This window comes from Nocardioides sp. LMS-CY, assembly GCF_018732145.1.
Taxonomy (GTDB): Bacteria; Actinomycetota; Actinomycetes; order Propionibacteriales; family Nocardioidaceae; genus Nocardioides; species Nocardioides soli.
The window spans coordinates 4,695,820-4,716,187 of the sequence record NZ_CP076104.1; the positions used below are offsets into that span (position 1 = coordinate 4,695,820).

The window sequence follows — 20,368 nt, forward strand, 5'->3', positions numbered from 1 at the left end:
CCGGTAGGTTCGGGGCCATGGACCTGGTGCCGAAGCCGGACCAGCTGGTCGCGGCGGCCGGGAACGCCGTCCACCTGCTGCTCCACGGCGGGCTGGCCGACCTGCGGCCGATGCCTCGCGCGCTGGTCGACGAGGGCACGCTCCGCGAGGTCCACCACTACCGGCCCGACCCGGTCGCAGCGAAGCGGGGCGACCCGGTGCTCCTGGTGCCCCCGCTCGCCGCGCCCGCCGGCTGCTTCGACCTGCGCCGCGGCTGCTCGCTGGTCGAGCACCTTGTGGGGAACGGGCGTCCGACGTACCTCGTCGAGTACGGCGACGTCTCCTTCCCCGACCCCGACCTCGGCCTCGAGCACTGGGCGCAGGAGATCGTCCCGGCCGCCGTCCGCGCGGTGTCGGAGCACGCCGGCGGCCGCCCCGTGCACGTCGTCGGCTGGAGCCTCGGCGGGATCTTCGCGATGCTCGCCGCCGCCGACGCCCGCGACCTGCCGGTCGCGTCGCTCTCGGTGCTCGGCTCCCCGGTCGACACGACGTCGGTGCCGATGGTGGCCCCGCTCCGCCCGCTGCTGACGGCAGCGGACTGGCCGGCGGCCGTCGGCCGCACCTACCGCGCGCTCGGCGGCGCGCCGCCGCTGGTGCGCTGGGCGTTCCAGCTCGGGTCGTTCCAGAGGCTGGTGACCAAGCCGATCGCGGTCGCCGTCCACCTCGACGACGCCGACTGGCTGGCCCAGGTCGAGGCGGTGGACCGGTTCGCCGCGTCGATGACGGCCTACCCCGGCCGCAGCTTCGGCCAGCTCTACCACCGCTTCGCGGTGGGCAACGCGCTCGCCACCGGCACCGTCGAGCTGGGCGACCGCCCCGTCTCGCTCGCGGCGATCACGGCGCCGACGCTGGTGTTCGCCGGCGCGACCGACGGGATCGCCCCGGTGGAGTCGGTGCGGGCGGCGCTGCCGCTGCTGACCGGAGCGCGGGAGGCGCGGTTCGAGATCGTGCCCGGCGGGCACCTCGGCATGCTGGCCGGCCGGGCCGCCCGGGAGACCACCTGGCGCGCGCTCGACGAGTGGTTCGAGCAGTGGGACGGTCGGCGGCGGCCGACCCGCCGCGGCGCCACGAAGAAGGCGACCCCCCAGAAGTCGGCCCCGAAGGCCCCCACCAAGAAGACCCCGGCCAAGAAGACCCCGGCCAAGAAGGCGGCACCGAGGAAGGCTTCGGCCGAGCCCACCGCCGTGCCGGAGGGCGCCATCGGCACGAACCCGCGCCGGCGCCACTCCTCGTCCGGATCGCGCGCGCTGCGGCGCTGAGCCCGGCTAACCTCCGGGCATGCCAGCGAGCGAGTCGTCGAGGATCAGCCTGCCGCGTGGCGTACGGATCGGCTACGGTTCGGGATCGGTCGCGACGGGCGCGTTCGGCACCGTGCCCGGGCTGATGCTCCTGCCCTACCTCACCGACAGCCTCGGCATCGCCGCGATCGCCGCCGGGTTCATCGTGTTCCTGCCGAAGGCGTGGGACGTGATCCTGAACCCGATCGCCGGTCGGATCAGCGATCGCACCACCGACCCGCGCGGGCCGCGGCGGCCCTGGCTGCTCCGCGCGGGGCTGGCGCTCGCGGCGGGGTTCGCCCTCCTCTTCGCCGCGCCCGAGATGGCGACCGGACTGGAGGCGGCGTGGGTGCTGGTGTTCTTCCTCGCCTGCGCGACGGCGTACGCGTTCTTCCAGGTCCCGTTCGTCGCGATGCCGGCCGAGATGACCTCGTCGTACGACGAGCGCACCCGGCTGATGACGTGGCGGGTCGCGATCCTCGCCTTCACGATCATGCTGGCCGGCGCGACCGCGCCCGCGATCCGCGACGCGGTCGGCGGCCGCGACGGCTACCGCGTCATGGGTCTCGTGATGGCGGCTCTGATCGCGGTCGGCGTCGTCAGCGCGTACGTCGGCACCCGGCGTGCCCCGGTCACCGCCCCTCAGCCGGGCGCCGGGAGCCTGCGCGACCAGCTGCGCATCGTCGCCGAAGCCCGTGACTTCCGCTGGTTGCTGACCTGCTTCGTCATCCAGGCGCTGGCCGTCGGCGCGATGCTGGCCGGCGTCGACTACCTCGCCTCCGACGTGCTCGGGCGCGACGGCGCGGCCACCATCCTCTTCGTCCTCTTCGTCGGGCCGGCCCTGCTGCTGACCCCGATCTGGTCGGCGATCGGCACCCGCATCGGCAAGAAGCGCGGGTACGTCGCCAGCTCGGTCTTCCTCGCCGCCGGCGCGCTGCTGACGATCACCGCGCAGTCGGCGCCGCTGGCGGTCGTCTACGGCGCCGTCGTGCTGATCGGCGTGGGCTACGCCGGCTGCCAGGTCTTCCCGCTGGCCATGCTGCCGGACGCGGCAGCGGTCGACGCCCGGCGCACCGGCTCCAACCGGGCCGGCGTCTACACCGGCGTCTGGACCGCGGGCGAGACGCTCGGCCTGGCGCTCGGCCCCGGCGTCTTCGCTCTGGTGCTCGCGCTCGGCGGCTACCGGTCGTCGACCGACGGCGGCGTCGCGCAGCCCGACTCGGCGCTGACCGCGATCACGCTCGGCTTCTCGCTACTGCCGGCCGTGCTCGTGGTGCTCAGCCTGCTCTGGCTGCGGCGCTACTCCCTCGAGGCCGAGGACGTGGACGGCACCGACGGCCCCGGCGGCGCCCTCGATGAGAGCGTGTCCGCATGAGCACCACGGGAAGCCACCCAGCACACCACCCGAGCGACGCGCTCGACCGCCTCCGCGCCATGCAGGCCGCCGACCTGCCCGTGCACGGCGGCCGCACCCTCGCCTACGTCTACGACTCCGGGCTCGCCGACGTGGACCGGATCGGCCGCGAGGCGGTCGCGGCGTACGCCGGCTCCAACGGGCTCGACCCGACGGCGTTCCCCAGCCTGCTGCAGATGGAGAACGACCTCGTCGGCTTCGCCGCCGATCTGCTCGACGGACCCGCGACCGTCGTCGGCACCGTCACCTCCGGCGGCACCGAGTCGTGCCTGCTCGCCGTGCAGGGCGCCCGCGACAGCCGCCCCGATGTCGACCGGCCCCGGATGGTGGTGCCGTCGACCGTGCACGCGGCCTTCCTCAAGGCCGCGCACTACTTCGGCGTGGAGGCGGTCGTGGTTCCGGTGGGCGCCGACTACCGCGCCGACCCCGCGGCGATGCTGGCCGCCGTGGACGCCGACCCGGAGCGGACCGTGCTGGTGGTCGTGTCCGCGCCGTCGTACGCCCACGGGGTGGTGGACCCCGTGCGGGAGATCGCGCCAGCGGCCGCTGCGCGCGGGATCCGCTGCCATGTGGACGCGTGCATCGGCGGCTGGGTGCTGCCGTACGCCGCGCGACTGGGCAGGGACGTGCCGCCGTGGACGTTCGCGGTGGAGGGCGTCACCTCGATCTCGGCGGACCTGCACAAGTACGGCTACGCACCCAAGGGCACGTCGCTGCTGCTGCACCGGACTCCGGAGCACCGGCGGCCGCAGTACTTCGCCTACGCCGACTGGCCGGGCTACACGATGCTGAACTCGACCCTGCAGTCGACGAAGTCGGGCGGGCCCCTGGCGGGCGCCTGGGCGGTGGTGCGGTCGCTGGGTGACACGGGCTACGAGCTCCTTTCCCGAGAGGTCTTCGAAGCCGTCGACGCGATCGTGGCAGGCGCCACCGACATCGCCGGGATGAGCGTGCTGACGCCTCCCGACTCGACGCTGGTGGCACTGGTGACCGACGGCTCCTGCGACCCGTTCACGGTCTGCGACGAGATGGGTGCGCGCGGGTGGTACGTCCAGCCGCAGCTGTCCTACGCCGGCCAGCCCGCGACCATCCACCTCTCCGTGAGCGCCGCGACGCTCGCGGGGGTCGACGACCTCCTCACCGCCCTGAGCGACTCGGTGGCGGCGGCGGTTGCGGCCGGACCGGTGACGGTCGACCCGGAGGTCGCGGCGTTCATCGGGGTCCTCGATCCGAACACCCTCACCGACGCCGACTTCGACGGGCTGCTGGCCGCGGCCGGCCTCGCGGGCGGTGGGGACCTCGCCCTCCCCGAGCGGATGGCCGAGGTCAACGCGATGCTCGACCTGGCCTCACCGCGGATGCGCGAGGCCCTGCTGGTCGCGTTCCTCGACCGCCTGCAGCGGCCCAGCCGCGGCTGACCCCTCTCGCGCCGGTCGATGCGCGACCGCCGCACCGATAGCCTCCCGCCATGAGCGCGCTCGCCGGACTCGTCGACAAGGGCCTGATGGCCCCGGACTGGGCAGCGGCCCTCGCGCCGGTCGACGAGCAGATCGCGGGCATGGGCCGGTTCCTGCGCGAGGAGATCGCCGCCGGCCGGGCCTACCTGCCCGCCGGGGACCGGGTGTTCCGGGCGTTCCAGCGACCCCTGGCCGACGTACGAGTGCTGATCGTCGGCCAGGATCCGTACCCGACGCCGGGTCACCCGATCGGGCTGTCGTTCGCCGTCGACGCCCACGTGCGGCCGATCCCGCGCAGCCTCACGAACATCTACCAGGAGCTGCGCTTCGACCTCGGTCTCGACACGCCCCCGCACGGCGACCTCACCGCCTGGGCCGACCAGGGCGTGATGCTGCTCAACCGGTCGCTCACGGTCCGTCCGGGCACCCCGGCTTCGCATCGCGGCAAGGGCTGGGAGCAGGTGACCGACTGCGCGATCCAGGCGCTGGCCCGACGTGGCGGACCGTGCGTAGCGATCCTGTGGGGCCGCGACGCGCAGGGACTCAAGCCGATGCTGGCGCCGATCCCGTACGTCGAGTCGGTGCACCCCTCGCCGCTCTCGGCCAGCCGCGGCTTCTTCGGCTCGCGGCCGTTCAGCCGGGTCAACGGACTGCTGGCCGAGCAGGGCGGCACGGCGGTGGACTGGTCGCTCCCGATGGAATAAAGTTGAATCTCGAATCATTGGGGGTGTCATGGACGACTCGACCCGGATGCCGGCGCTCTACATCGGGCACGGCGCACCGCCCCTGCTCGACGACCCCGTGTGGTCGGGCCAGCTCGCCGCCTGGGCGCAGGACCTACCGCGCCCGAAGGCGATCCTGATCGTCAGCGCCCACTGGGAGTCCGCCCCGGTGATGCTGTCGGCCAGCAGCGCCCCGCTGGTCTACGACTTCGGTGGCTTCGACGCGAAGTACTACCGGATGACCTACGAGACCCCCGACGCCACGGCGCTCGCGACCCGGGTGGCCGCGATGATGCCGGCCTCCGAGCCGGTGCACCAGCACGCCAGCCGCGGCCTCGACCACGGCGCGTGGGTGCCGCTGCGGATCATGTACCCCGGTGCCGACATCCCGGTCCTCCAGATGTCGCTGCCGACCGACGACCCGGTCAAGCTCATGGAGCTCGGCAAGCGGCTCCGACCGCTGCGCGACGAGGGCGTGCTGATCATCGGCTCCGGCTTCCTCACCCACGGCCTGCCCTTCCTGACCGAGTGGCGCATCGACGCGGCCGCACCCGGCTGGTCGACCGACTTCGATGCCTGGGCCGGCGAGGCCCTCGCCCGCGGCGACGTCGACGAGCTCGCCCGCTACCGCACCAAGGCGCCGGGCATGCCCTACGCGCACCCGACCGTGGAGCACTACACGCCGCTCTTCGTCACCCTCGGCGCGGCCACCGACCCCGAGTCACCCGGACTCCAGGTGATCGACGGGTTCTGGATGGGGCTGTCGAAGCGGTCGCTCCAGGTCGCCTGAGTAGGCCCCGGTCCGGTCCGGCCTGCGGGGCCCGCCGTCGGCGATAGTCCGTCACGTTCTGGCTGTCGTTTCGCTGGTCGACAGCCACTTCGTGACGGACTATCCGGACGGGCGGCACCTCGATGGCGGGCGTCTCGCCGGGAGGACGTAGTCACACTGGGACGACGAAGCTTCGTCGTCCGGACGGGAGTTTCGTCGGCCGGCCGACGAAGCTCCCGCTCGCCCCGAACGACCCACCTCGACTCGGGCACCCCACCCGCAGATCCGCAGGAATACCCGATGCACCGGGTGTTCCTGCACTTCTCGGGCATTCCCCGAGAAGTGCCGGCTTCCCCGGTTCACCGGGTATTCTGAAAGACCCTCAGCCCGTGATCTCGTCCAGCTCGGCCAGGTCGTCGGCGGAGGGCGACCACCGCAGCGCGGCGGCGTTCGTCCGCACCTGGTCGCCCGACGTCGCTCCCGAGATCACCGAGGCGACGGCGGGCTGGGCCGCGAGGCCGGCGATCGCGACGTCGAGCGTCGAGAGCCCGCGCGCCTCGGCGTACGTCTCGACGGCCTCGATCCGGTCCCAGTCGGCGTTGGCCAGCCACGAGGACCGCGATGGGTCGAGCGCGGCGCGGGACCCGGCCGGCGCCGAGGCGCCGCGGCGGTACTTGCCGGTGAGCAGGCCGTACTCCAGCGGGAAGAACGGCAGGACGCCGAGCCCGAACGCCTCGCACGCCGGCAGCACCTCGGCCTCGACGGTGCGGTCGAGCAGCGAGTAGCGGTTCTGCACCGACACGAAGCCCTCGAGGCCGGCGGTGCGGGCGGTCCAGGCGGCGTCGGCGACCTGCCAGCCGTCGAAGTTGGAGCAGCCGACGTAGCGAACCTTGCCCTCGCGGACCAGGTCGGTCAGCACCGAGAGCGTCTCCTCGATCGGCGTCACCTCGTCGGGCCGGTGCAGCTGGTAGAGATCGATGTGGTCGGTCCGCAGCCGCCGCAGCGACGCCTCGACCGCGCGACGCACGTAGCGCCGCGATCCTCGCGCGCCGAAGTCGGCGCCGTTGGCGCCCCGCATGTCCATGCCGAACTTTGAGCCGCGCAGCGGCGCGCGAGGCACGAGCGCGACGCGTGGGCGCGGCCAGGTTGAGCAAGCGAAGCGACTGAGGCACGAAGTCGCGCGAGCGCGTCGAAACTCCCGCAGCCGAGAATCGGCGCTGACCCTGGCAGTGCACCCAGCCATCGAGGTTTCGAGACGGTCGCTGCGCGACCTCCTCAACCACCGCGGAGCCGCGCAGTCACACCCAGAACGTGTCGTGTCGCAGCATGAACGCCACCCGCTGCTCCTCGCTCATCTCCTCGCCCCGGGCCAGCGTCTCGAAATAGTCCTCGCGCGGGCCGCCCGGAGCGAACATCAGCAGCATCGACGCCCCACCGCCGCCCCGGAAGCCGTGCAGCCCGCCCTCGGGCACGTAGAGGAAGTCGCCGGAGCGCGCGGTGACCCACGCCCGCCCGTCGTACAGCCTCACCTCGCCGGACAGCACGTAGAACTGCTCGGAGATCGACCGGTGGAAGTGCGGGTCGGGGCCGGTCTCGGCCTCCCCGAACGTCCAGCGGTAGAGCCCGAACCGGCCCTCCGTCCGGTCGCCGGTCGCGATGTACTCGCACGTGCCGCCACTGCCGTAGGTGATCTCCGGCGGCTCGTCGCCACGACGGATCCACGCGGACACCTCACCGCCCTCGCCGTGGTAGGTGTCGGGCGGGTAGGGGCGCGGCAGCGACATGCCACCAACGTACGACGTTCAGCGGATGCCGGTCTTGCGCATCATCCTGAGCCCGCCGAGCATCCCCTTGACGTACTCGTCGTAGTCCTGACCGGGCCGCGCACCGAGCACCTGCTTCTTGAGCACGGCGAGGTTCTGCACGTCGGTGTACTTGAGCAGGCCCTGGTCACCGTGCCGGGCGCCGACGCCCGACTGCTTCACGCCGCCGGACGGCGTGCCCTTGGCGGCGTACGCCGTGGCGAGGATGTCGTTGACGTTGACGTTGCCGGACTGGATGCGCCGGCCCACCTGGCAGGCCGCCGCCAGGTCGCCGCCCCACACCGAGGCGTTGAGGCCGTAGTCGGTGTCGTTGGCGAGCGCCACCGCCTCGTCGACGGTCCGGTAGCGGTGCAGCGCGACCACCGGGCCGAACGTCTCGGTGACGCCGGCGAGCATGTCCTGGGTGACGCCCTCGAGGATCGTCGGCTCGAAGAACGCCGGACCGAGGTCGGGGCGCGGCCGGCCACCGGTGAGCACGGTCGCGCCCTTGGCGACCGCGTCGTCGACGTGCGACCGCACCCGCTCCATGTGGTCGGGCGAGACCAGCGAGCCGATGTCCGGACCGAAGTCGTACGCCGCGCCGAGCACCAGCCGCCGGGTCGCGGCGACGAACGCGTCGCGGAACTCGGCGTACCGCGACTCGGGCAGGTACATCCGCTCGATGTGCATGCAGATCTGGCCGGTGTTGCCGAAGGCCCCGAAGATCGCTCCCTGCACGACCTCGTCGAGCTGCGCGTCCTCGAGCACGATCATGGGGTTCTTGCCGCCCAGCTCGAGGCAGCAGCCGATCAGGTTGCGCCCGGCCCGCTCGCCGATCACCCGGCCGGTCGCCGTCGAGCCGGTGAACATCACGTAGTTGGCGTTGTCGATCAGCGTCGGCCCGACGTCGGGACCCTCGCCGCAGACCACCTGAAACAGGCCCTTCGGCAGCCCCGCCTGCTCGAGCAACTGGATGCCGTAGAGCGGCGACAGGGCGGTCTTGTTGTCCGGCTTGAGCACGATCGCGTTGCCGGCCATCAACGCCGGGATCGAGTCGGAGATGCCGGTGGCGAAGGGGAAGTTCCAGGGCGCGATGATGCCGATGACGCCCTTGGGCTGGCGGATCTCGGTGGAGGTCGAGAGCACCGGGATCGGGCCGCCGCGCCGGACCGGCTTGAGCAGGTGGGGGGCCCGCTTGAGGTAGTGGCTCATCACCATCACCGGGTCGCAGGTCTCCTCGATCGCCATCCGGCGGTTCTTGCCGCTCTCGGCCTGGATCAGGTCGGTGGTGGTGTGCGCCCGGTCGAGGAAGAGCGCGTGGGCTCGCTTGAATACCGCGAGCCGCTTGCGCAACGGCCACGCCGCCCACACCCGCTGCGCCGCCCGCGCCGCCGCGAAGGCCCGCTCGATGTCGGCCGGCGTCGACTGCGGCAGCTCGACGAGCAGCTCGCCGGTGTAGACCTCGGTGAGCTTCCAGCTGGCGCCGCCGCTCGACGGGACGCGCGCGACCAGCCCCTGCAGGAACTCGTCGGTCAGGGATGCGGGTCGCTGCAGTGTCATGGGCTCAGGCCCTCCCCTTCATCGGCCGAGCACGAGGTCGGCCCCGCGCTCACCGATCATGATCGCGGGTGCATTGGTGTTGCCGCCGGTGATCGACGGCATGATCGAGGCGTCGCAGACCCGCAGGCCCTCGACGCCGCGGACCCTGAGGTCCGGCGTGACGACCGCGAGCTCGTCGACGCCCATCCGGCAGGTGCCGACTCCGTGGTAGACCGACGTCGCGCGGTTGAGGATCGCCTGTCGCAGCTCGGGGCCGCGGACGCCGGCACCGGGGTGGATCTCCTCCTTGACCGACCCGCCGAACGCCGTACCGCCCATGATCTCCCGCACCATCTCCGACCCCTCCGTGAGTACGTCGAGGTCGGCCTGGTCGGCGAGGTACTGGAAGTCGATCAGCGGCGCGGCCGTGGGGTCGGCCGACCCCAGCCGCAGCGTGCCGCGGCTGCGCGGGTAGATCAGCGTAGTGAGGATGGTGATCGCGGTCCGCGGGTCGACGTCGTGGCGGATCGGCGCGTCCTGGTTGGGCGAGACGTAGGCCCACGGCAGCAGGTGCAGCTGCAGGTCCGGTACGTCGGTCGCCTGCGACGTCCGCACGAAGGCGACCGACTCGAAGACGGAGTTGGCCAGGAACGTCCGGCCCGGACGCAGCGCCTCCATCAGCACGCCCTTGGCGAAGTACGCCGGGGTGCCCTTCATCTTCGTCGACGTGACGTGGAAGGTCAGCGCGTGGAAGAGGTGGTCGTGCAGGTTGTCGCCGACCGGCAGGTCCGCGACGACGTCGATGCCGTGGTCGCGCAGGTGCTGGGCGTGCCCGACGCCGGAGAGCATCAGCAGCTGGGCCGACCCGACGAACCCGGCCGAGAGGATGACCTCCTTGCCGGCCCGGACCGTGCGCTGGGAGCCGTCGCGGTCGGTGACCTCGACGCCGGTCGCCCGGCCGCCCTCGATGACGACCTTGCGGACCAGCACCTCGGTCTGCAGCTCCAGCGTGCGGGGTGCGAGATGGTGGAGGTAGCCGCGGGAGGCGGAGTAGCGCAGCCCGCCGGCGGCGTTCTGCTGCATCCGGCTCACGCCCTCCTGCGAGGCGGCGTTGTAGTCGTCGAGCACCGGCACGCCGAGCGCGTCGGAGGTGGCCTGGAGGAACTGCAGCGTGCCGTCCTGCGGCGCGGCGTTGCGGGTCACCTTGATCGGGCCGCCGGCGCCGCGGAACTCGTTGGCGCCGTCCTCGAAGTCCTCCATCCGGCGGTACGCCGCGTTGACCTCGTCGGCCGACCAGCCGGTGTTGCCCTCGGCCGCCCAGGAGTCGTAGTTGGCGCGGTTGCCGCGCACGTAGACCATGCCGTTGATCGAGCTCGATCCGCCGACGACCCTGCCGCGCGGCACCGGCATCGTGCGGTCGAGCAGGTGCTTCTGCGGCGTGGAGTAGAGGCCCCAGTCGACGCGCCGCTTGAGCTTCGGCTCGGCGTGCATCGGCCCGATCATGCCGGGCTTCTTGACCAGGTACTGCTCGTCGCTCTTGCCGGCCTCGAGCACGATCACGCTCGCGCCCGACTCGGCCAGCCGGCCGGCGATCGCGGCTCCCGAGCTGCCCGAGCCGACCACGACGTAGTCGGCTTCGCTTGCGTACGACGGCTTCCGCGCCACGGCCACCCCTGTTACATACCGAGAGAATGTGAACCGCCACTGTAACTTGTTCTAGTTTGCTCGTACAGGCCCCGCCTCGGGAGGATCGCTCCGTGAAGATCCTGTCGATCCAGTCCTCGGTCGCCTACGGCCACGTCGGCAACTCCGCCGCGGTCTTCCCGCTGCAGCGGCTCGGGCACGAGGTCTGGCCGGTGGTCACCGTGCACTTCTCCAACCACACGGGGTACGGCGCCTGGCGCGGGCCGCTGCTCGCCGCCGACGACGTGCGCGAGGTGATCGCCGGCATCGGCGACCGCGGCGTGCTCGGCGAGGCCGACGCGGTGCTGTCCGGCTACCAGGGCGACCCGGCGGTCGGCGGGATCATCCTCGACACCGTCGCCCGGGTGAAGGAGCTCAACCCCGACGCGGTCTACTGCTGCGACCCGGTGATGGGCGACGTCGGGCGGGGCATGTTCGTGCGCCCCGGCATCCCGGAGTTCATGCGCGACACCGTGGTGCCGAAGGCCGACATCCTCACGCCCAACCACTTCGAGCTCGACTTCCTCGCCGGCCGGGAGACCACCACGCTCGCCGAGATCCTGGACGCCGTCGACGACGTCCGGGCGCGCGGACCCCGCGACGTACTCGTGACCAGCGTGCTGCACGGAGACGTGCCGGAGGGCCGCCTCGACGTGGTGGCCGTGTCCGACGAGGGCGCCTGGGCGGTCGAGACCCCGCTGCTGCCGATCCTGCCCAACGGGTGCGGCGACGTCACCGCGGCGCTCTACCTCGCCCACCTGCGCACGACCGGCTCGGCGGCCGAGGCGCTGGCGCGCACGACGTCCTCGATGTTCGCGATCCTCGAGGAGACGCTCGCCGCCGGCACCCGGGAGATCCAGCTGATCGCCGCGCAGGACGCGATCGCCGAGCCGCCGATGAGCTTCGAGGTGCGGCGGCTGCGCTGACGACGGACGCCGGCAGACAGAGCCGGTGACAGGAGTCGAACCCGCGACATCCTCATTACAAGTGAGGCGCTCTACCAACTGAGCTACACCGGCAGCGCGCACATGCTAGTCGACAAGTCAGCTCATCCCGCCGTCGTGGGCGATCACGGCGCCGGTGATCATCCGGGCCGCCGGCGAGGCCAGCCAGAGGATGGTCTCGCCGATCTCGGCGGGCTTGATCGCACCACCCGGGAGCATCATCATCAGCCGGTCGGCGACCCGAGTGTCGAGGTCATCGGTGATCTTGTGGAACACCTGCTCGACGATCGGGGTGTCCACCGTGCCGGGGCAGATCGCGTTCACGCGGATCCCCTCCGGCGACAGCTCGAGCGCGAGCGACCTGGTCAACTGGGTGAGCCCGCCCTTGGCGGCGGCGTACGCCGTGGCGTAGGGCTGCGGCGCGTTGCCGGCGACCGACGAGACGTTGACGATCGTGCCGGTGCAGGCGCGCAAGTGGGGCAGCGCGGCCTGGATCAGGAAGAACGGGCCCTTGAGGTCGACCGCGTGCACGCGGTCCCACTCCGCCTCGGTGACGGTCTCGATGCGGCCGAACTGCACGATGCCCGCGACGTTCGCGAGCACGTCGATGCGCCCCTCGGCGGCGCAGGTGGTGATCGCCGCCTCGACGGCGGCCCGGTCGCCGACGTTGCACTCGACGTAGGTCACGCCGTCGGGGACCGTCGGGTTGATGTCGAGGCCGTACACGGTGTCGCCCAGGTCGCGGAAGAGCTCCGCGGTGGCGTACCCGATGCCGGACGCGGCTCCGGTGATGACGACGACGCGGTTGCCGGGCTGGTTCATCTGCGGCCTTTCGGGAGGGTGCGTTCAGAGGGTGATCGAGAGGTGGTGCTCGATGACGCCCGAGCGCCCGATGCCGAAGCGGCGCTCGGCGAAGCGCCAGCCGTCCTGGCCGCCCTCGAGCTGGACCGGCTCGAAGCGGTCGACGTAGGTGCCGGTGAGGATCGGCTGGAGCGGCACCTCGGGGATCGCCTGGAAGACGAGGTACGTCGAGGTGACGGTCACCGAGCCGTCGACGTCGGCCTCGTCGAAGATCGCGTTGGCGACGACGTGCTGGGTGCCCGGCGTGCCGTCGTCGTAGCGCTTCACGAGCCCGGCGTACAACCGCTCGACCTCGGCCGCACCGGTCGCGATCACCGTGCCGTCCTCGGTCTTCAGCACCGCATGGGCCATCAGGGCGCCCACGCCGGCGAAGTCGCCGGCGTCGATGAGCCGGCAGTACGTCGCGAGCAGGCCGCGGATGCGGTCGCCATCGGTCAGCTGCATGAGGAGGACGTTACTAGAACGCGTTCTATTTGGGATAGTCCGTCACGTTTCGGTCGTCGATCCGTCGATCGAGCAACCGAAACGTGACGGACTATCCCAAAACGGAACTTGAATGACGCTTGAAGTCCGGCCAGGGTGGAGGCCATGACCCAGCTGACCATCGGGCACCTCGCCGAGCGCGCGGGGGTGGCGACCTCGGCGATCCGGTTCTACGAGTCGCGCGGGCTGATCTCGTCGGTGCGCACCGCGGGCAACCAGCGTCGCTACGAGCAGTCGACGCTGCGCCGGATCGCGTTCATCCGGACGGCGCAGCGGGTCGGGCTGAGCCTGGACGAGATCGGCGAGGCGCTGGCGACGCTGCCCGACGGCCGAACCCCCACGAAGTCGGACTGGCACCGGCTCAGCAAGGCCTGGCGGCCCCGGCTCGACGAGCAGATCGAGCGGATCCAGCGGCTGCGCGACCGGCTCGACGGCTGCATCGGCTGCGGCTGCCTGAGCCTGCGCACCTGCGCGCTCAGCAACCCGGGCGACGAAGCGGGCGAGTACGGCACCGGCCCGGTCTTCCTCGAGCCGGGCGGTGGCGCGGCGCGATGAGCCTGCTGCGCGAGCCGCACCACGACGGCTCCCCGCTGTACGTCGACGACGAGGCGCCCGCACCCGGCTCCGTGGTCACCGTCCGGCTGCGCACCGACCCGGTCGACCCCGTGGCGCAGGTGTGGATCCGCACGACGTACGACGCGGAGCCGACGCACCGGGCCCCTAGCCTCCGGACGCCGCGGCGATCCGGGCCGGCGGTGCGTGAGCAACCGAATCGCGACCCGGACTGGTTGCCTGCTCACCGCCACACCGAGCGACCCACCCCAGCGGTGCCCCAGCAACCGGTCGGACCGAGCAAACGGTTGCCTGCTCACCGCCGCCCGGCAGCACCCGAGGCTTAGCCTGAACGACATGGCGCTCCGCATCATCGCCAACCGCGCCGACCCGGCGCTGCTGACCCTGCCCTGGTCACTGCCACTGGAGGAGTGGACCGAGCACGTCGTGCCGCTGCCCCGCGGCCTCTCCCGCCACGTGGTGCGGATCGTGCGACTCGGCGAGAACACCTACGCCGTCAAGGAGACGGTCGAGGAGATCGCGTTCCGTGAGTATCGGATGCTGCGCGACCTCCAGCGGATGGGCCTGCCGGCCGTCGTGCCGCAGGGCGTCGTCACCGGGCGCGTCGACGCGCGCGGCGAGCCGCTGCCCGCGGCGCTGCTCACCCGACACCTGCAGTTCTCGCTGCCCTACCGCAGCCTGTTCTCCCACGGCCTGACCGCCGACAACCTGCCGTCGCTGGTCGACGCGATGGTGGTCCTCCTGGTCCGGCTGCACCTGGCCGGCTTCTACTGGGGCGACGTGTCGCTGTCCAACGTGCTGTTCCGCCGCAGCGCGGGCGGCTTCGCGGCGTACCTGGTCGACGCCGAGACCGGCGAGCTCAAGTCCCACCTGTCCGACCGATTGCGTGAGTACGACATCACCGTGGCGACCGAGAACGTCTTCGCCGAACTGCTCGACCTCCAGGCCAGCGACTCCCTCGATCACGAGGTTCAGGCGCTCGACATCGTCGAGATGCTCCAGGAGCGGTACGACGCGCTGTGGTCGGAGCTGACCGAGGCCGAGGAGTTCTCGACGCACGAGATGTGGCGCATCGAGCAGCGCGTGGAGCGGCTCAACGACCTCGGCTTCGACGTCGACGAGCTCGACATCGTCACCGACTGGGACGGCGAGCGGGTGCAGATCCAACCCAAGGTCGTCGAGGAGGGGCACCACCGGCGCGAGCTGCAGGCGCTCACCGGCCTGAACGTCGAGGACGGCCAGGCTCGCCGGATGCTCAACGACATCGCGGCCTACACGGCGTACCTCGGCCTCGGTCGCGAGGACCGCTCGCTGGTCGCCAACCGCTGGCTCACCCAGATCTACGACCCGATCATGGCGATGGTGCCACCCGCGGCGCGCGGCAAGCTCGAGCCCGCCGAGATCTTCCACGAGATCCTCGTGCACCGCTGGTACCTCTCCGAGCGGGCCGGCCACGAGGTCGGCATCTTCGAGACCGCCCGCGACTACATCGACACCGTGCTGATGGGCAAGCCCGAGGAGAAGGTCACCGCCGAGGACACCTGAGCCTGGACGTCAGTCGGAGGGCGCCTCCGACGAGCCGCCGTCGGAGTCCCGCCCCCGGTCCGCGCCGGAGTCGGCGTCCGCCTCGGGGTACAGCAGCGGCACGTAGGTGCCGATCTGGAAGACGCCGTTGGGCTGCAGCGTGACCCACTGGATGCCGGCCGGCCGGCCGTCGCGGTAGGTGACCAGGCTGACGTCGGCGGCGCGGCGCGGCTTGCTGCCGATGGCGATCGCGTACGCCGCGCCGCCGGTCGTCCCGGTCGTGTAGGTGTAGCCGACCTCGCCGTCGGGTCCGTCGACGCGCGTCGGCACGCCGCGCACGTGCAGGTGGCCGCCGAGCACCAGGTCGACGCAGCCGCGGGCCAGGGCCTCGCGGCCCAGGTTCGCGTCGTGGACGAGCATCGTGGTGAGCCGCTCGTCGGCGTCGCAGGCGGCGTCGGCCAGTCGGTGCTCGACCTCGTCGAAGCTCAACCCGGTCTCGTCGCGCCACGACCCGAGCCCACTCGAGCGCGGGTCGTCGACGCCGAGGAGCGTGGTGCCGCCCGGCCCCTCGACGACCTCGCCGTCGAGCATCGTCCAGCCGTGGTCGGCCAGGTAGTCGTGGACGAAGTCGCCGTGGTCGTGGTTGCCGGCGACGGCCCAGCGGTCGAGCCCGCTGAACGCCTCGGAGACCGAGTCGAGGGAGAACGCCTCCCAGCTCTTGCCGGACGAGGTGTCGTCGCCGCCGTCGTACACCGCGGTCGCACCGGCCCGGTCGGCGATCGCCCGGGCCACTCGGTCCATGCCGATGTTGTCGTGGCGGTCGGACACGAACGCGACGACCGTGTCGCCCTCGCGCGGCTGGCGCAGGTCGAGCGTCGCGGCCTCCTCGGCCGCCTCGGCGTAGAAGACCTTGCTCTTGTCGTAGGTGTCGATGGCGCTCTCGACCAGTCGCCGGGTCTGCGCCGTGGTCACGTCGCCGCGCACCTCGACCTCCTCGAGGCCGTCGGGCAGCGGCACCTGCGGACCGAGGAAGTCCTGGAGCGAGACCCAGTCGCCGTCCTCGTCCTCGACGGCCTCACCCTCGGTCCACGGCTGGAGGAGTCCCACGCCCAGCACGACCACGACGCCGATCCCGATCAGCACCTGCGGCAGGTGGACACGGTCGGCGAGCTCACGGCGCCGGGCCCGGCCGACGAGCAGCCAGACGCCGATCGGCAGCAGGCCGATGATCGCGCCTCGCAGCGCCGCGTTGAGCAGCATCCCCTCGACCGCGTCGGCGACCTTCGCGATCTGGCCCTCCGGCTGGCTGGCGATGTAGGCGTAGCGGCGCACCAGCTCGTCGGTGGAGGTGACGTCGGTCTTGTCCAGGCGGATGTCGACGCCGAGCATCCCGATGCCCGGGACGCGTACGTCGGGGAAGACCGGTCCGGTGAACAGCACCGCCTCGCCGCTCAGGGTCGGGCGCACGACGGCGTCGTGGCTCGCCAGCTCGACCTGCCGGCTGCTGGTGAAGAACACCGCCGCGGTGACGACGACCGCACAGATCAGCCAGGCCCCGGCGTAGGCCAGGGCCCTGAGCGCTGGTCGCCCGATCGCCGGCACGGTCAGCGACGCGCCTCCGCGATCGCGTAGAGCGCCACGGACGCCGCGACGCCGGCGTTCAGGGACTCGAGCTGGTTGGCCATCGGGATCGACACCAGCTGGTCGCAGGTCTCGGAGACCAAGCGCGATAGGCCGTTGCCCTCCGAGCCGACCACGACGACCAGCGGCCCGTCGGCGAGGTCGAGGTCGGGCAGGCTGACGTCGCCGTCGGCCGCGAGGCCGACGACCATACAGCCCGCCTCCTGGTAGGCCTTGAGCTGACGCACCAGGTTGACGGTCTGCGCGACCGGGATCCGGGCCGCGGCCCCGGCGCTGGTCTTCCAGGCGGCGGCGGTCATGCCGGCCGCGCGGCGCTCGGGGATGAGTACGCCGTGGGCGCCGAAGCCGGCGGCGCTGCGGATGACCGCGCCGAGGTTGCGCGGGTCGGTCACCTGGTCGAGGGCGACGATGAGCGGCTTCTCGGCGTTGACCGCGGCAGCGTCGAGGAGGTCGTCGGCGTGGGCGTACTCGTACGCCGGGATCCGCGCCGCGAGGCCTTGGTGCACCGCGCCGCCGGTCATCCGGTCGAGCTCGGACCTGGAGACCTCGAGCAGCTTGATGCCCCGGTCGGCCGCGAGTTGGAACGCCTCGCGCATGCGGCCGTCACGCTCGGCACCCTCGCCGACGTAGAGCGCGGTGACGGGCACACCCTCGCGCAGCGCCTCGACGACGGAGTTGCGGCCGGCGACCCACTCGGCGTCGCTCGACGTGCGCCGCTTGGGCCGACGGGCCTGATCCTTCTCGGCACGCTTCGCCGCCTTGTGCGCGGCGTGGTACGGCCGGTCCTTGGCCTTCGGCGTCGGCCCCTTGCCCTCGAGGCCGCGGCGCACCCGGCCGCCCGACCCCGCGGTCGGGTTGCCCTTGCTGCTCTTGCGGATCGCGCCCTTGCGCTGCGAATTGCCAGCCACGTCAGTGCCTTCCACCGGTCATCAGGCCAGGCTCCACTTCGGTCCGTCGGGGGTGTCCTCCACCTCGACGCCGGCCGCCTTGATCCGGTCGCGGATCGCGTCGGCGGTCGCGAAGTCCTTGGCGGCGCGGGCCTGTGCGCGCTGCTCGAGCAGCCCGGCGACGAGCGCGTCGACCGCGTCGGTGAGCCGCTGGTCGTCGGCGGCGCCGGCCCAGACCGGGTCGGCCGGGTCGAGGCCGAGCACGCCCAGCATCGCCCGCACCTGCGCGGCGTACGGCGCCGCGTCGTCCCGGTTGCCCAGCGCGGCATTTCCTTGTCGCACCGTGTCGTAGACGACCGCGATGGCCGCGGGCGTGCCCAGGTCGTCGTTCATCGCCGCGACGAAGGCCTCCGGCAGCTCGCCCGCCGCCACGTCGCCGGCGCGGTCAAGGAAGCTCTCGATCCGGCGGAAGCCGGCGGCGGCCTCGTCGAGCGCGTCGAAGCTGAACTCGACGTGGCTGCGGTAGTGGGCGGCCACCAGGTAGTAGCGCAGCTCGATGCCCCGGTACTTCTGGAGCACTGCGGGGATCGTCAGCGAGTTGCCGAGCGACTTGCTCATCTTCTCGCCGGCGGTGGTGATCCAGGCGTTGTGCATCCAGTACGACGCGAACCGCTGGCCGGCCGCGCGCGACTGGGCCTGCTCGTTCTCGTGGTGCGGGAAGCGCAGGTCGACGCCGCCGCCGTGGATGTCGAAGGCGGAGCCGAGGTACTTGCCGGCCATCGCCGAGCACTCGATGTGCCAGCCCGGGCGTCCGCGGCCCCATGGGCTCGGCCACGACGCGGTCTCGGGCTCGGAGTCCTTGCGGCCCTTCCAGAGCGCGAAGTCGCGTGGGTCCCGCTTGCCGCGCGGGTCGGCGTCCTCGGCGGCCTCCATGTCGTCGATGCGCTGGTGGGTGAGCTCGCCGTACTGCGGCCAGGAGCGGACGTCGAAGTAGACGTCGCCGGAGCCGTCCGCGGCGGCGTACGCATGGCCCTTCGAGATCAGCAGCTGGATCAGCTCGATCATCTCGGGCACGTGGCCGGTGGCGGCCGGCTCGTAGGTCGGCGGCGCGACGTTGAGCGCGTCGTAGGCCCGGTCGAGCTCGCGCTTCATCCGGTAGGCGAGCTCGTACCAGGCGAGGCCCTGGTCGGCCGACTTGGTCAGGATCTTGTCGTCGATGTCGGTGACGTTGCGGATGAAGGTCACGTCGTAGCCGAGGTGGCGCAGCCAGCGCTGCAGGACGTCGAAGTTCACGCCCGAGCGGACGTGGCCGACGTGCGGCTCGGACTGCACGGTGAGGCCGCAGACGTAGAGGCCCACTTTCCCCTCCTCGAGGGGAACGAAGTCACGGACTTCGCGGGTCGCGGTGTCGTACAGCCTGAAGGTCACACCGGGAAGTCTAGGGTTTGTGGGTGAGCCGCCCGACATTGCCGATCCTGGCCACCGTCCTCGCCGGCGCCCTGGTGGCGCCGCTCGTCGCCGCCGCACCCGCCTCGGGCGCGCCGGCGCGACGGATCGACTACGCCCAGTGGGACACCGCGACGGAGCTGCGCTCCGGCACCCTCGTCGGGGTGCGCGTCGGCGCCGGCGGCCGGATCTCACTGCCGCCGGGCACCCGTGCCGGCATCTGGCGGTCGCCCTGGGCGGAGCCCGGCTTCCGGCTCACCCGGCTGATCGCGTCGTGGGACGCGCGGACGCCGGGCGACAGCCGGATCCGCATCGACGTGCGCGGCCGCACCGGCACGACGACGTCGAGCTGGGACACGCTGGGCGTCTGGGCCGAGCACGACCGGTTCTTCCGGCGTACGACCAAGGGCGCGCAGCGCGACGACCTCGGGTCGGTCAGCGTCGACACGTGGGCGGTGCCCGGCGGCGTCACGGCGTACCAGCTGCGGGTGACGCTGGTGCGGCGGGCGGGCCAGGCCCGCTCGCCCTTCGTCGACACGGTCGGCGCGGTGGCGTCCCGGCTGCCGGACGTCTCGTCGGTGCCGACCTCGAAGCCGGGTCCGGCGAGCGGGATCGTGCTCGACGTGCCGGGGTACTCCCAGATGATCCATCGCGGCCACTACCCGGAGTACGGCGCGGGCGGCGAGGCGTGGTGCTCGCCCACGTCGACGTCGATGGTGCTCGGCTACTACGGCGCGCTGCCGGACGCCGCGGCGTACGCCTCGGTGCCCGCGAACCACGTCGACCCGTGGGTCGACCACGCGGCCCGGATGACCTACGACTACGCCTACCGGGGCACCGGCAACTGGCCGTTCAACACGGCGTACGCCGCGACGCTGGTCGACCGCGCCTTCGTGACCCGGCTGCGGTCGCTGCGCGAGGCCGAGCTCTTCATCCAGGCGGGCATCCCGCTGGTGGCGTCGATCGCCTTCGGACGCGGTCAGCTGACCGGGGCGCCGATCTCGTCGTCCAACGGGCACCTGCTGGTGATCAGCGGCTTCACCGACACCGGCGACGTGGTCATCAACGATCCGGCCGCCGCGAGCGACGCCGCCGTGCGGCGTACCTACGACCGCGGCGAGTTCGAGAACGTCTGGCTCCCCGCCTCCGGCGGCACCGTCTACGTGATCGCCGACTCCGCCCACCCGCTGCCGGTCAGCCCGCGAGGAAACTGGTAGCGGAACCGCGCCGGCGGATCCGCTACCGGTGGTTGAGCAAGCGACCGCGAGTGAGCTTGCGAACTCGCGCGGAGCGCGTCGAAACCCGGG

At 72.1% G+C, this 20,368-nt stretch carries 18 protein-coding genes and 1 tRNA gene; 9 read left to right on the forward strand and 10 right to left on the reverse strand.

What is annotated here, in order from left to right:
• The first annotated feature begins 17 nt into the window (after positions 1–17).
• From KM427_RS22250 to KM427_RS22270, 5 genes are read left to right on the forward strand one after another with little or no spacing between them, the layout of a single operon-like run.
• Positions 18–1,298 carry an alpha/beta fold hydrolase gene (locus KM427_RS22250; RefSeq protein WP_215525329.1) on the forward strand — a complete coding sequence of 427 codons (1,281 nt, stop codon included), beginning with the start codon at positions 18–20 and terminating at the stop codon, positions 1,296–1,298.
• Positions 1,299–1,317: 19 nt separating this feature from the next.
• Positions 1,318–2,691 (forward strand): MFS transporter, encoded by a 1,374-nt coding sequence (locus KM427_RS22255; protein WP_215525330.1) that lies wholly within the window; start codon positions 1,318–1,320, stop codon positions 2,689–2,691.
• Entirely contained in the window at positions 2,688–4,148 is a 1,461-nt protein-coding gene (locus tag KM427_RS22260) for a pyridoxal phosphate-dependent decarboxylase family protein (RefSeq protein WP_215525331.1), read from the forward strand. The genes KM427_RS22255 and KM427_RS22260 overlap by 4 nt, the downstream gene beginning before the upstream one ends.
• Positions 4,149–4,198: 50 nt before the next feature.
• The gene (locus KM427_RS22265) at positions 4,199–4,891 is read left to right on the forward strand and encodes a uracil-DNA glycosylase (RefSeq protein ID WP_215525332.1); all 693 of its coding nucleotides are present in this window, start codon (positions 4,199–4,201) and stop codon (positions 4,889–4,891) included.
• 28 nt (positions 4,892–4,919) lie between these two features.
• Positions 4,920–5,699, forward strand: a complete 780-nt coding sequence (locus KM427_RS22270; protein ID WP_183591969.1) for a dioxygenase family protein — start codon at positions 4,920–4,922, stop codon at positions 5,697–5,699.
• Positions 5,700–6,060: 361 nt separating this feature from the next.
• Here the strand turns inward: KM427_RS22270 and KM427_RS22275 are convergent, their stop codons facing one another.
• From KM427_RS22275 to KM427_RS22290, 4 genes are all read right to left on the reverse strand, one after another.
• Positions 6,061–6,762, reverse strand: coding sequence for an aldo/keto reductase (locus KM427_RS22275; protein ID WP_252274762.1), 702 nt, complete (start codon positions 6,760–6,762; stop codon positions 6,061–6,063).
• A gap of 214 nt (positions 6,763–6,976) precedes the next feature.
• The gene (locus KM427_RS22280; RefSeq protein ID WP_215525334.1) at positions 6,977–7,462 is read right to left on the reverse strand and encodes a cupin domain-containing protein; all 486 of its coding nucleotides are present in this window, start codon (positions 7,460–7,462) and stop codon (positions 6,977–6,979) included.
• A gap of 18 nt (positions 7,463–7,480) precedes the next feature.
• Positions 7,481–9,040, reverse strand: coding sequence for a succinic semialdehyde dehydrogenase (locus tag KM427_RS22285; protein WP_215525335.1), 1,560 nt, complete (start codon positions 9,038–9,040; stop codon positions 7,481–7,483).
• Positions 9,041–9,058: 18 nt separating this feature from the next.
• Positions 9,059–10,684 carry a GMC family oxidoreductase gene (locus KM427_RS22290; RefSeq protein ID WP_215525336.1) on the reverse strand — a complete coding sequence of 542 codons (1,626 nt, stop codon included), beginning with the start codon at positions 10,682–10,684 and terminating at the stop codon, positions 9,059–9,061.
• A gap of 92 nt (positions 10,685–10,776) precedes the next feature.
• On the opposite strand from KM427_RS22290, the gene pdxY reads away from it, so the two are divergent.
• Positions 10,777–11,628, forward strand: coding sequence for a pyridoxal kinase PdxY (gene pdxY, locus KM427_RS22295; protein WP_215525337.1), 852 nt, complete (start codon positions 10,777–10,779; stop codon positions 11,626–11,628).
• A 20-nt stretch (positions 11,629–11,648) separates the two neighbouring features.
• On the opposite strand, the gene KM427_RS22300 is transcribed toward pdxY, so the two are convergent.
• The 3 genes from KM427_RS22300 to KM427_RS22310 all read right to left on the reverse strand — a co-directional run bounded on the left by KM427_RS22300 (position 11,649) and on the right by KM427_RS22310 (position 12,951).
• Positions 11,649–11,721: transfer RNA gene (locus tag KM427_RS22300), tRNA-Thr, on the reverse strand.
• Between the two features lie 24 nt (positions 11,722–11,745).
• Positions 11,746–12,468: an SDR family NAD(P)-dependent oxidoreductase gene (locus KM427_RS22305; protein ID WP_215525338.1), complete on the reverse strand. Its 723-nt coding sequence runs from the start codon at positions 12,466–12,468 to the stop codon at positions 11,746–11,748.
• A gap of 24 nt (positions 12,469–12,492) precedes the next feature.
• Positions 12,493–12,951 carry a nuclear transport factor 2 family protein gene (locus KM427_RS22310; RefSeq protein ID WP_215525339.1) on the reverse strand — a complete coding sequence of 153 codons (459 nt, stop codon included), beginning with the start codon at positions 12,949–12,951 and terminating at the stop codon, positions 12,493–12,495.
• A gap of 144 nt (positions 12,952–13,095) precedes the next feature.
• Between KM427_RS22310 and soxR the strand changes: the two genes are divergently transcribed.
• Both soxR and KM427_RS22320 read left to right on the forward strand, forming a co-directional pair.
• Positions 13,096–13,545, forward strand: a complete 450-nt coding sequence (soxR, locus tag KM427_RS22315; protein ID WP_183591976.1) for a redox-sensitive transcriptional activator SoxR — start codon at positions 13,096–13,098, stop codon at positions 13,543–13,545.
• Between the two features lie 354 nt (positions 13,546–13,899).
• On the forward strand, positions 13,900–15,108 hold the full coding sequence (locus KM427_RS22320) for a DUF4032 domain-containing protein (protein ID WP_215525340.1): 1,209 nt from the start codon (positions 13,900–13,902) through the stop codon (positions 15,106–15,108).
• Between the two features lie 9 nt (positions 15,109–15,117).
• Here KM427_RS22320 and KM427_RS22325 read toward each other — a convergent pair whose 3' ends face one another.
• The 3 genes from KM427_RS22325 to cysS are packed head-to-tail and all read right to left on the reverse strand — an operon-like array spanning position 15,118 to position 19,043.
• Entirely contained in the window at positions 15,118–16,689 is a 1,572-nt protein-coding gene (locus KM427_RS22325; RefSeq protein ID WP_215525341.1) for a metallophosphoesterase family protein, read from the reverse strand.
• A 2-nt stretch (positions 16,690–16,691) separates the two neighbouring features.
• The gene (gene rlmB, locus KM427_RS22330) at positions 16,692–17,636 is read right to left on the reverse strand and encodes a 23S rRNA (guanosine(2251)-2'-O)-methyltransferase RlmB (protein ID WP_183591978.1); all 945 of its coding nucleotides are present in this window, start codon (positions 17,634–17,636) and stop codon (positions 16,692–16,694) included.
• Between the two features lie 21 nt (positions 17,637–17,657).
• Positions 17,658–19,043 carry a cysteine--tRNA ligase gene (gene cysS / locus KM427_RS22335; RefSeq protein ID WP_502887142.1) on the reverse strand — a complete coding sequence of 462 codons (1,386 nt, stop codon included), beginning with the start codon at positions 19,041–19,043 and terminating at the stop codon, positions 17,658–17,660.
• Positions 19,044–19,066: 23 nt separating this feature from the next.
• Between cysS and KM427_RS22340 the strand changes: the two genes are divergently transcribed.
• Positions 19,067–20,278 (forward strand): C39 family peptidase, encoded by a 1,212-nt coding sequence (locus KM427_RS22340; RefSeq protein WP_215525343.1) that lies wholly within the window; start codon positions 19,067–19,069, stop codon positions 20,276–20,278.
• The last annotated feature ends 90 nt before the right edge of the window (positions 20,279–20,368 follow it).

What these genes read in the sequence shown, in the direction of transcription:
- KM427_RS22250 (WP_215525329.1), top strand. Translation starts at nt 18, where the DNA reads ATGGACCTGGTGCCGAAGCCGGACCAGCTGGTCGCGGCGGCCGGGAAC.
- KM427_RS22255 (WP_215525330.1), top strand. Translation starts at nt 1,318, where the DNA reads ATGCCAGCGAGCGAGTCGTCGAGGATCAGCCTGCCGCGTGGCGTACGG.
- KM427_RS22260 (WP_215525331.1), top strand. Translation starts at nt 2,688, where the DNA reads ATGAGCACCACGGGAAGCCACCCAGCACACCACCCGAGCGACGCGCTC.
- KM427_RS22265 (WP_215525332.1), top strand. Translation starts at nt 4,199, where the DNA reads ATGAGCGCGCTCGCCGGACTCGTCGACAAGGGCCTGATGGCCCCGGAC.
- KM427_RS22270 (WP_183591969.1), top strand. Translation starts at nt 4,920, where the DNA reads ATGGACGACTCGACCCGGATGCCGGCGCTCTACATCGGGCACGGCGCA.
- KM427_RS22275 (WP_252274762.1), bottom strand. Translation starts at nt 6,762, where the DNA reads ATGGACATGCGGGGCGCCAACGGCGCCGACTTCGGCGCGCGAGGATCG.
- KM427_RS22280 (WP_215525334.1), bottom strand. Translation starts at nt 7,462, where the DNA reads ATGTCGCTGCCGCGCCCCTACCCGCCCGACACCTACCACGGCGAGGGC.
- KM427_RS22285 (WP_215525335.1), bottom strand. Translation starts at nt 9,040, where the DNA reads ATGACACTGCAGCGACCCGCATCCCTGACCGACGAGTTCCTGCAGGGG.
- KM427_RS22305 (WP_215525338.1), bottom strand. Translation starts at nt 12,468, where the DNA reads ATGAACCAGCCCGGCAACCGCGTCGTCGTCATCACCGGAGCCGCGTCC.
- KM427_RS22310 (WP_215525339.1), bottom strand. Translation starts at nt 12,951, where the DNA reads ATGCAGCTGACCGATGGCGACCGCATCCGCGGCCTGCTCGCGACGTAC.
- soxR (WP_183591976.1), top strand. Translation starts at nt 13,096, where the DNA reads ATGACCCAGCTGACCATCGGGCACCTCGCCGAGCGCGCGGGGGTGGCG.
- KM427_RS22320 (WP_215525340.1), top strand. Translation starts at nt 13,900, where the DNA reads ATGGCGCTCCGCATCATCGCCAACCGCGCCGACCCGGCGCTGCTGACC.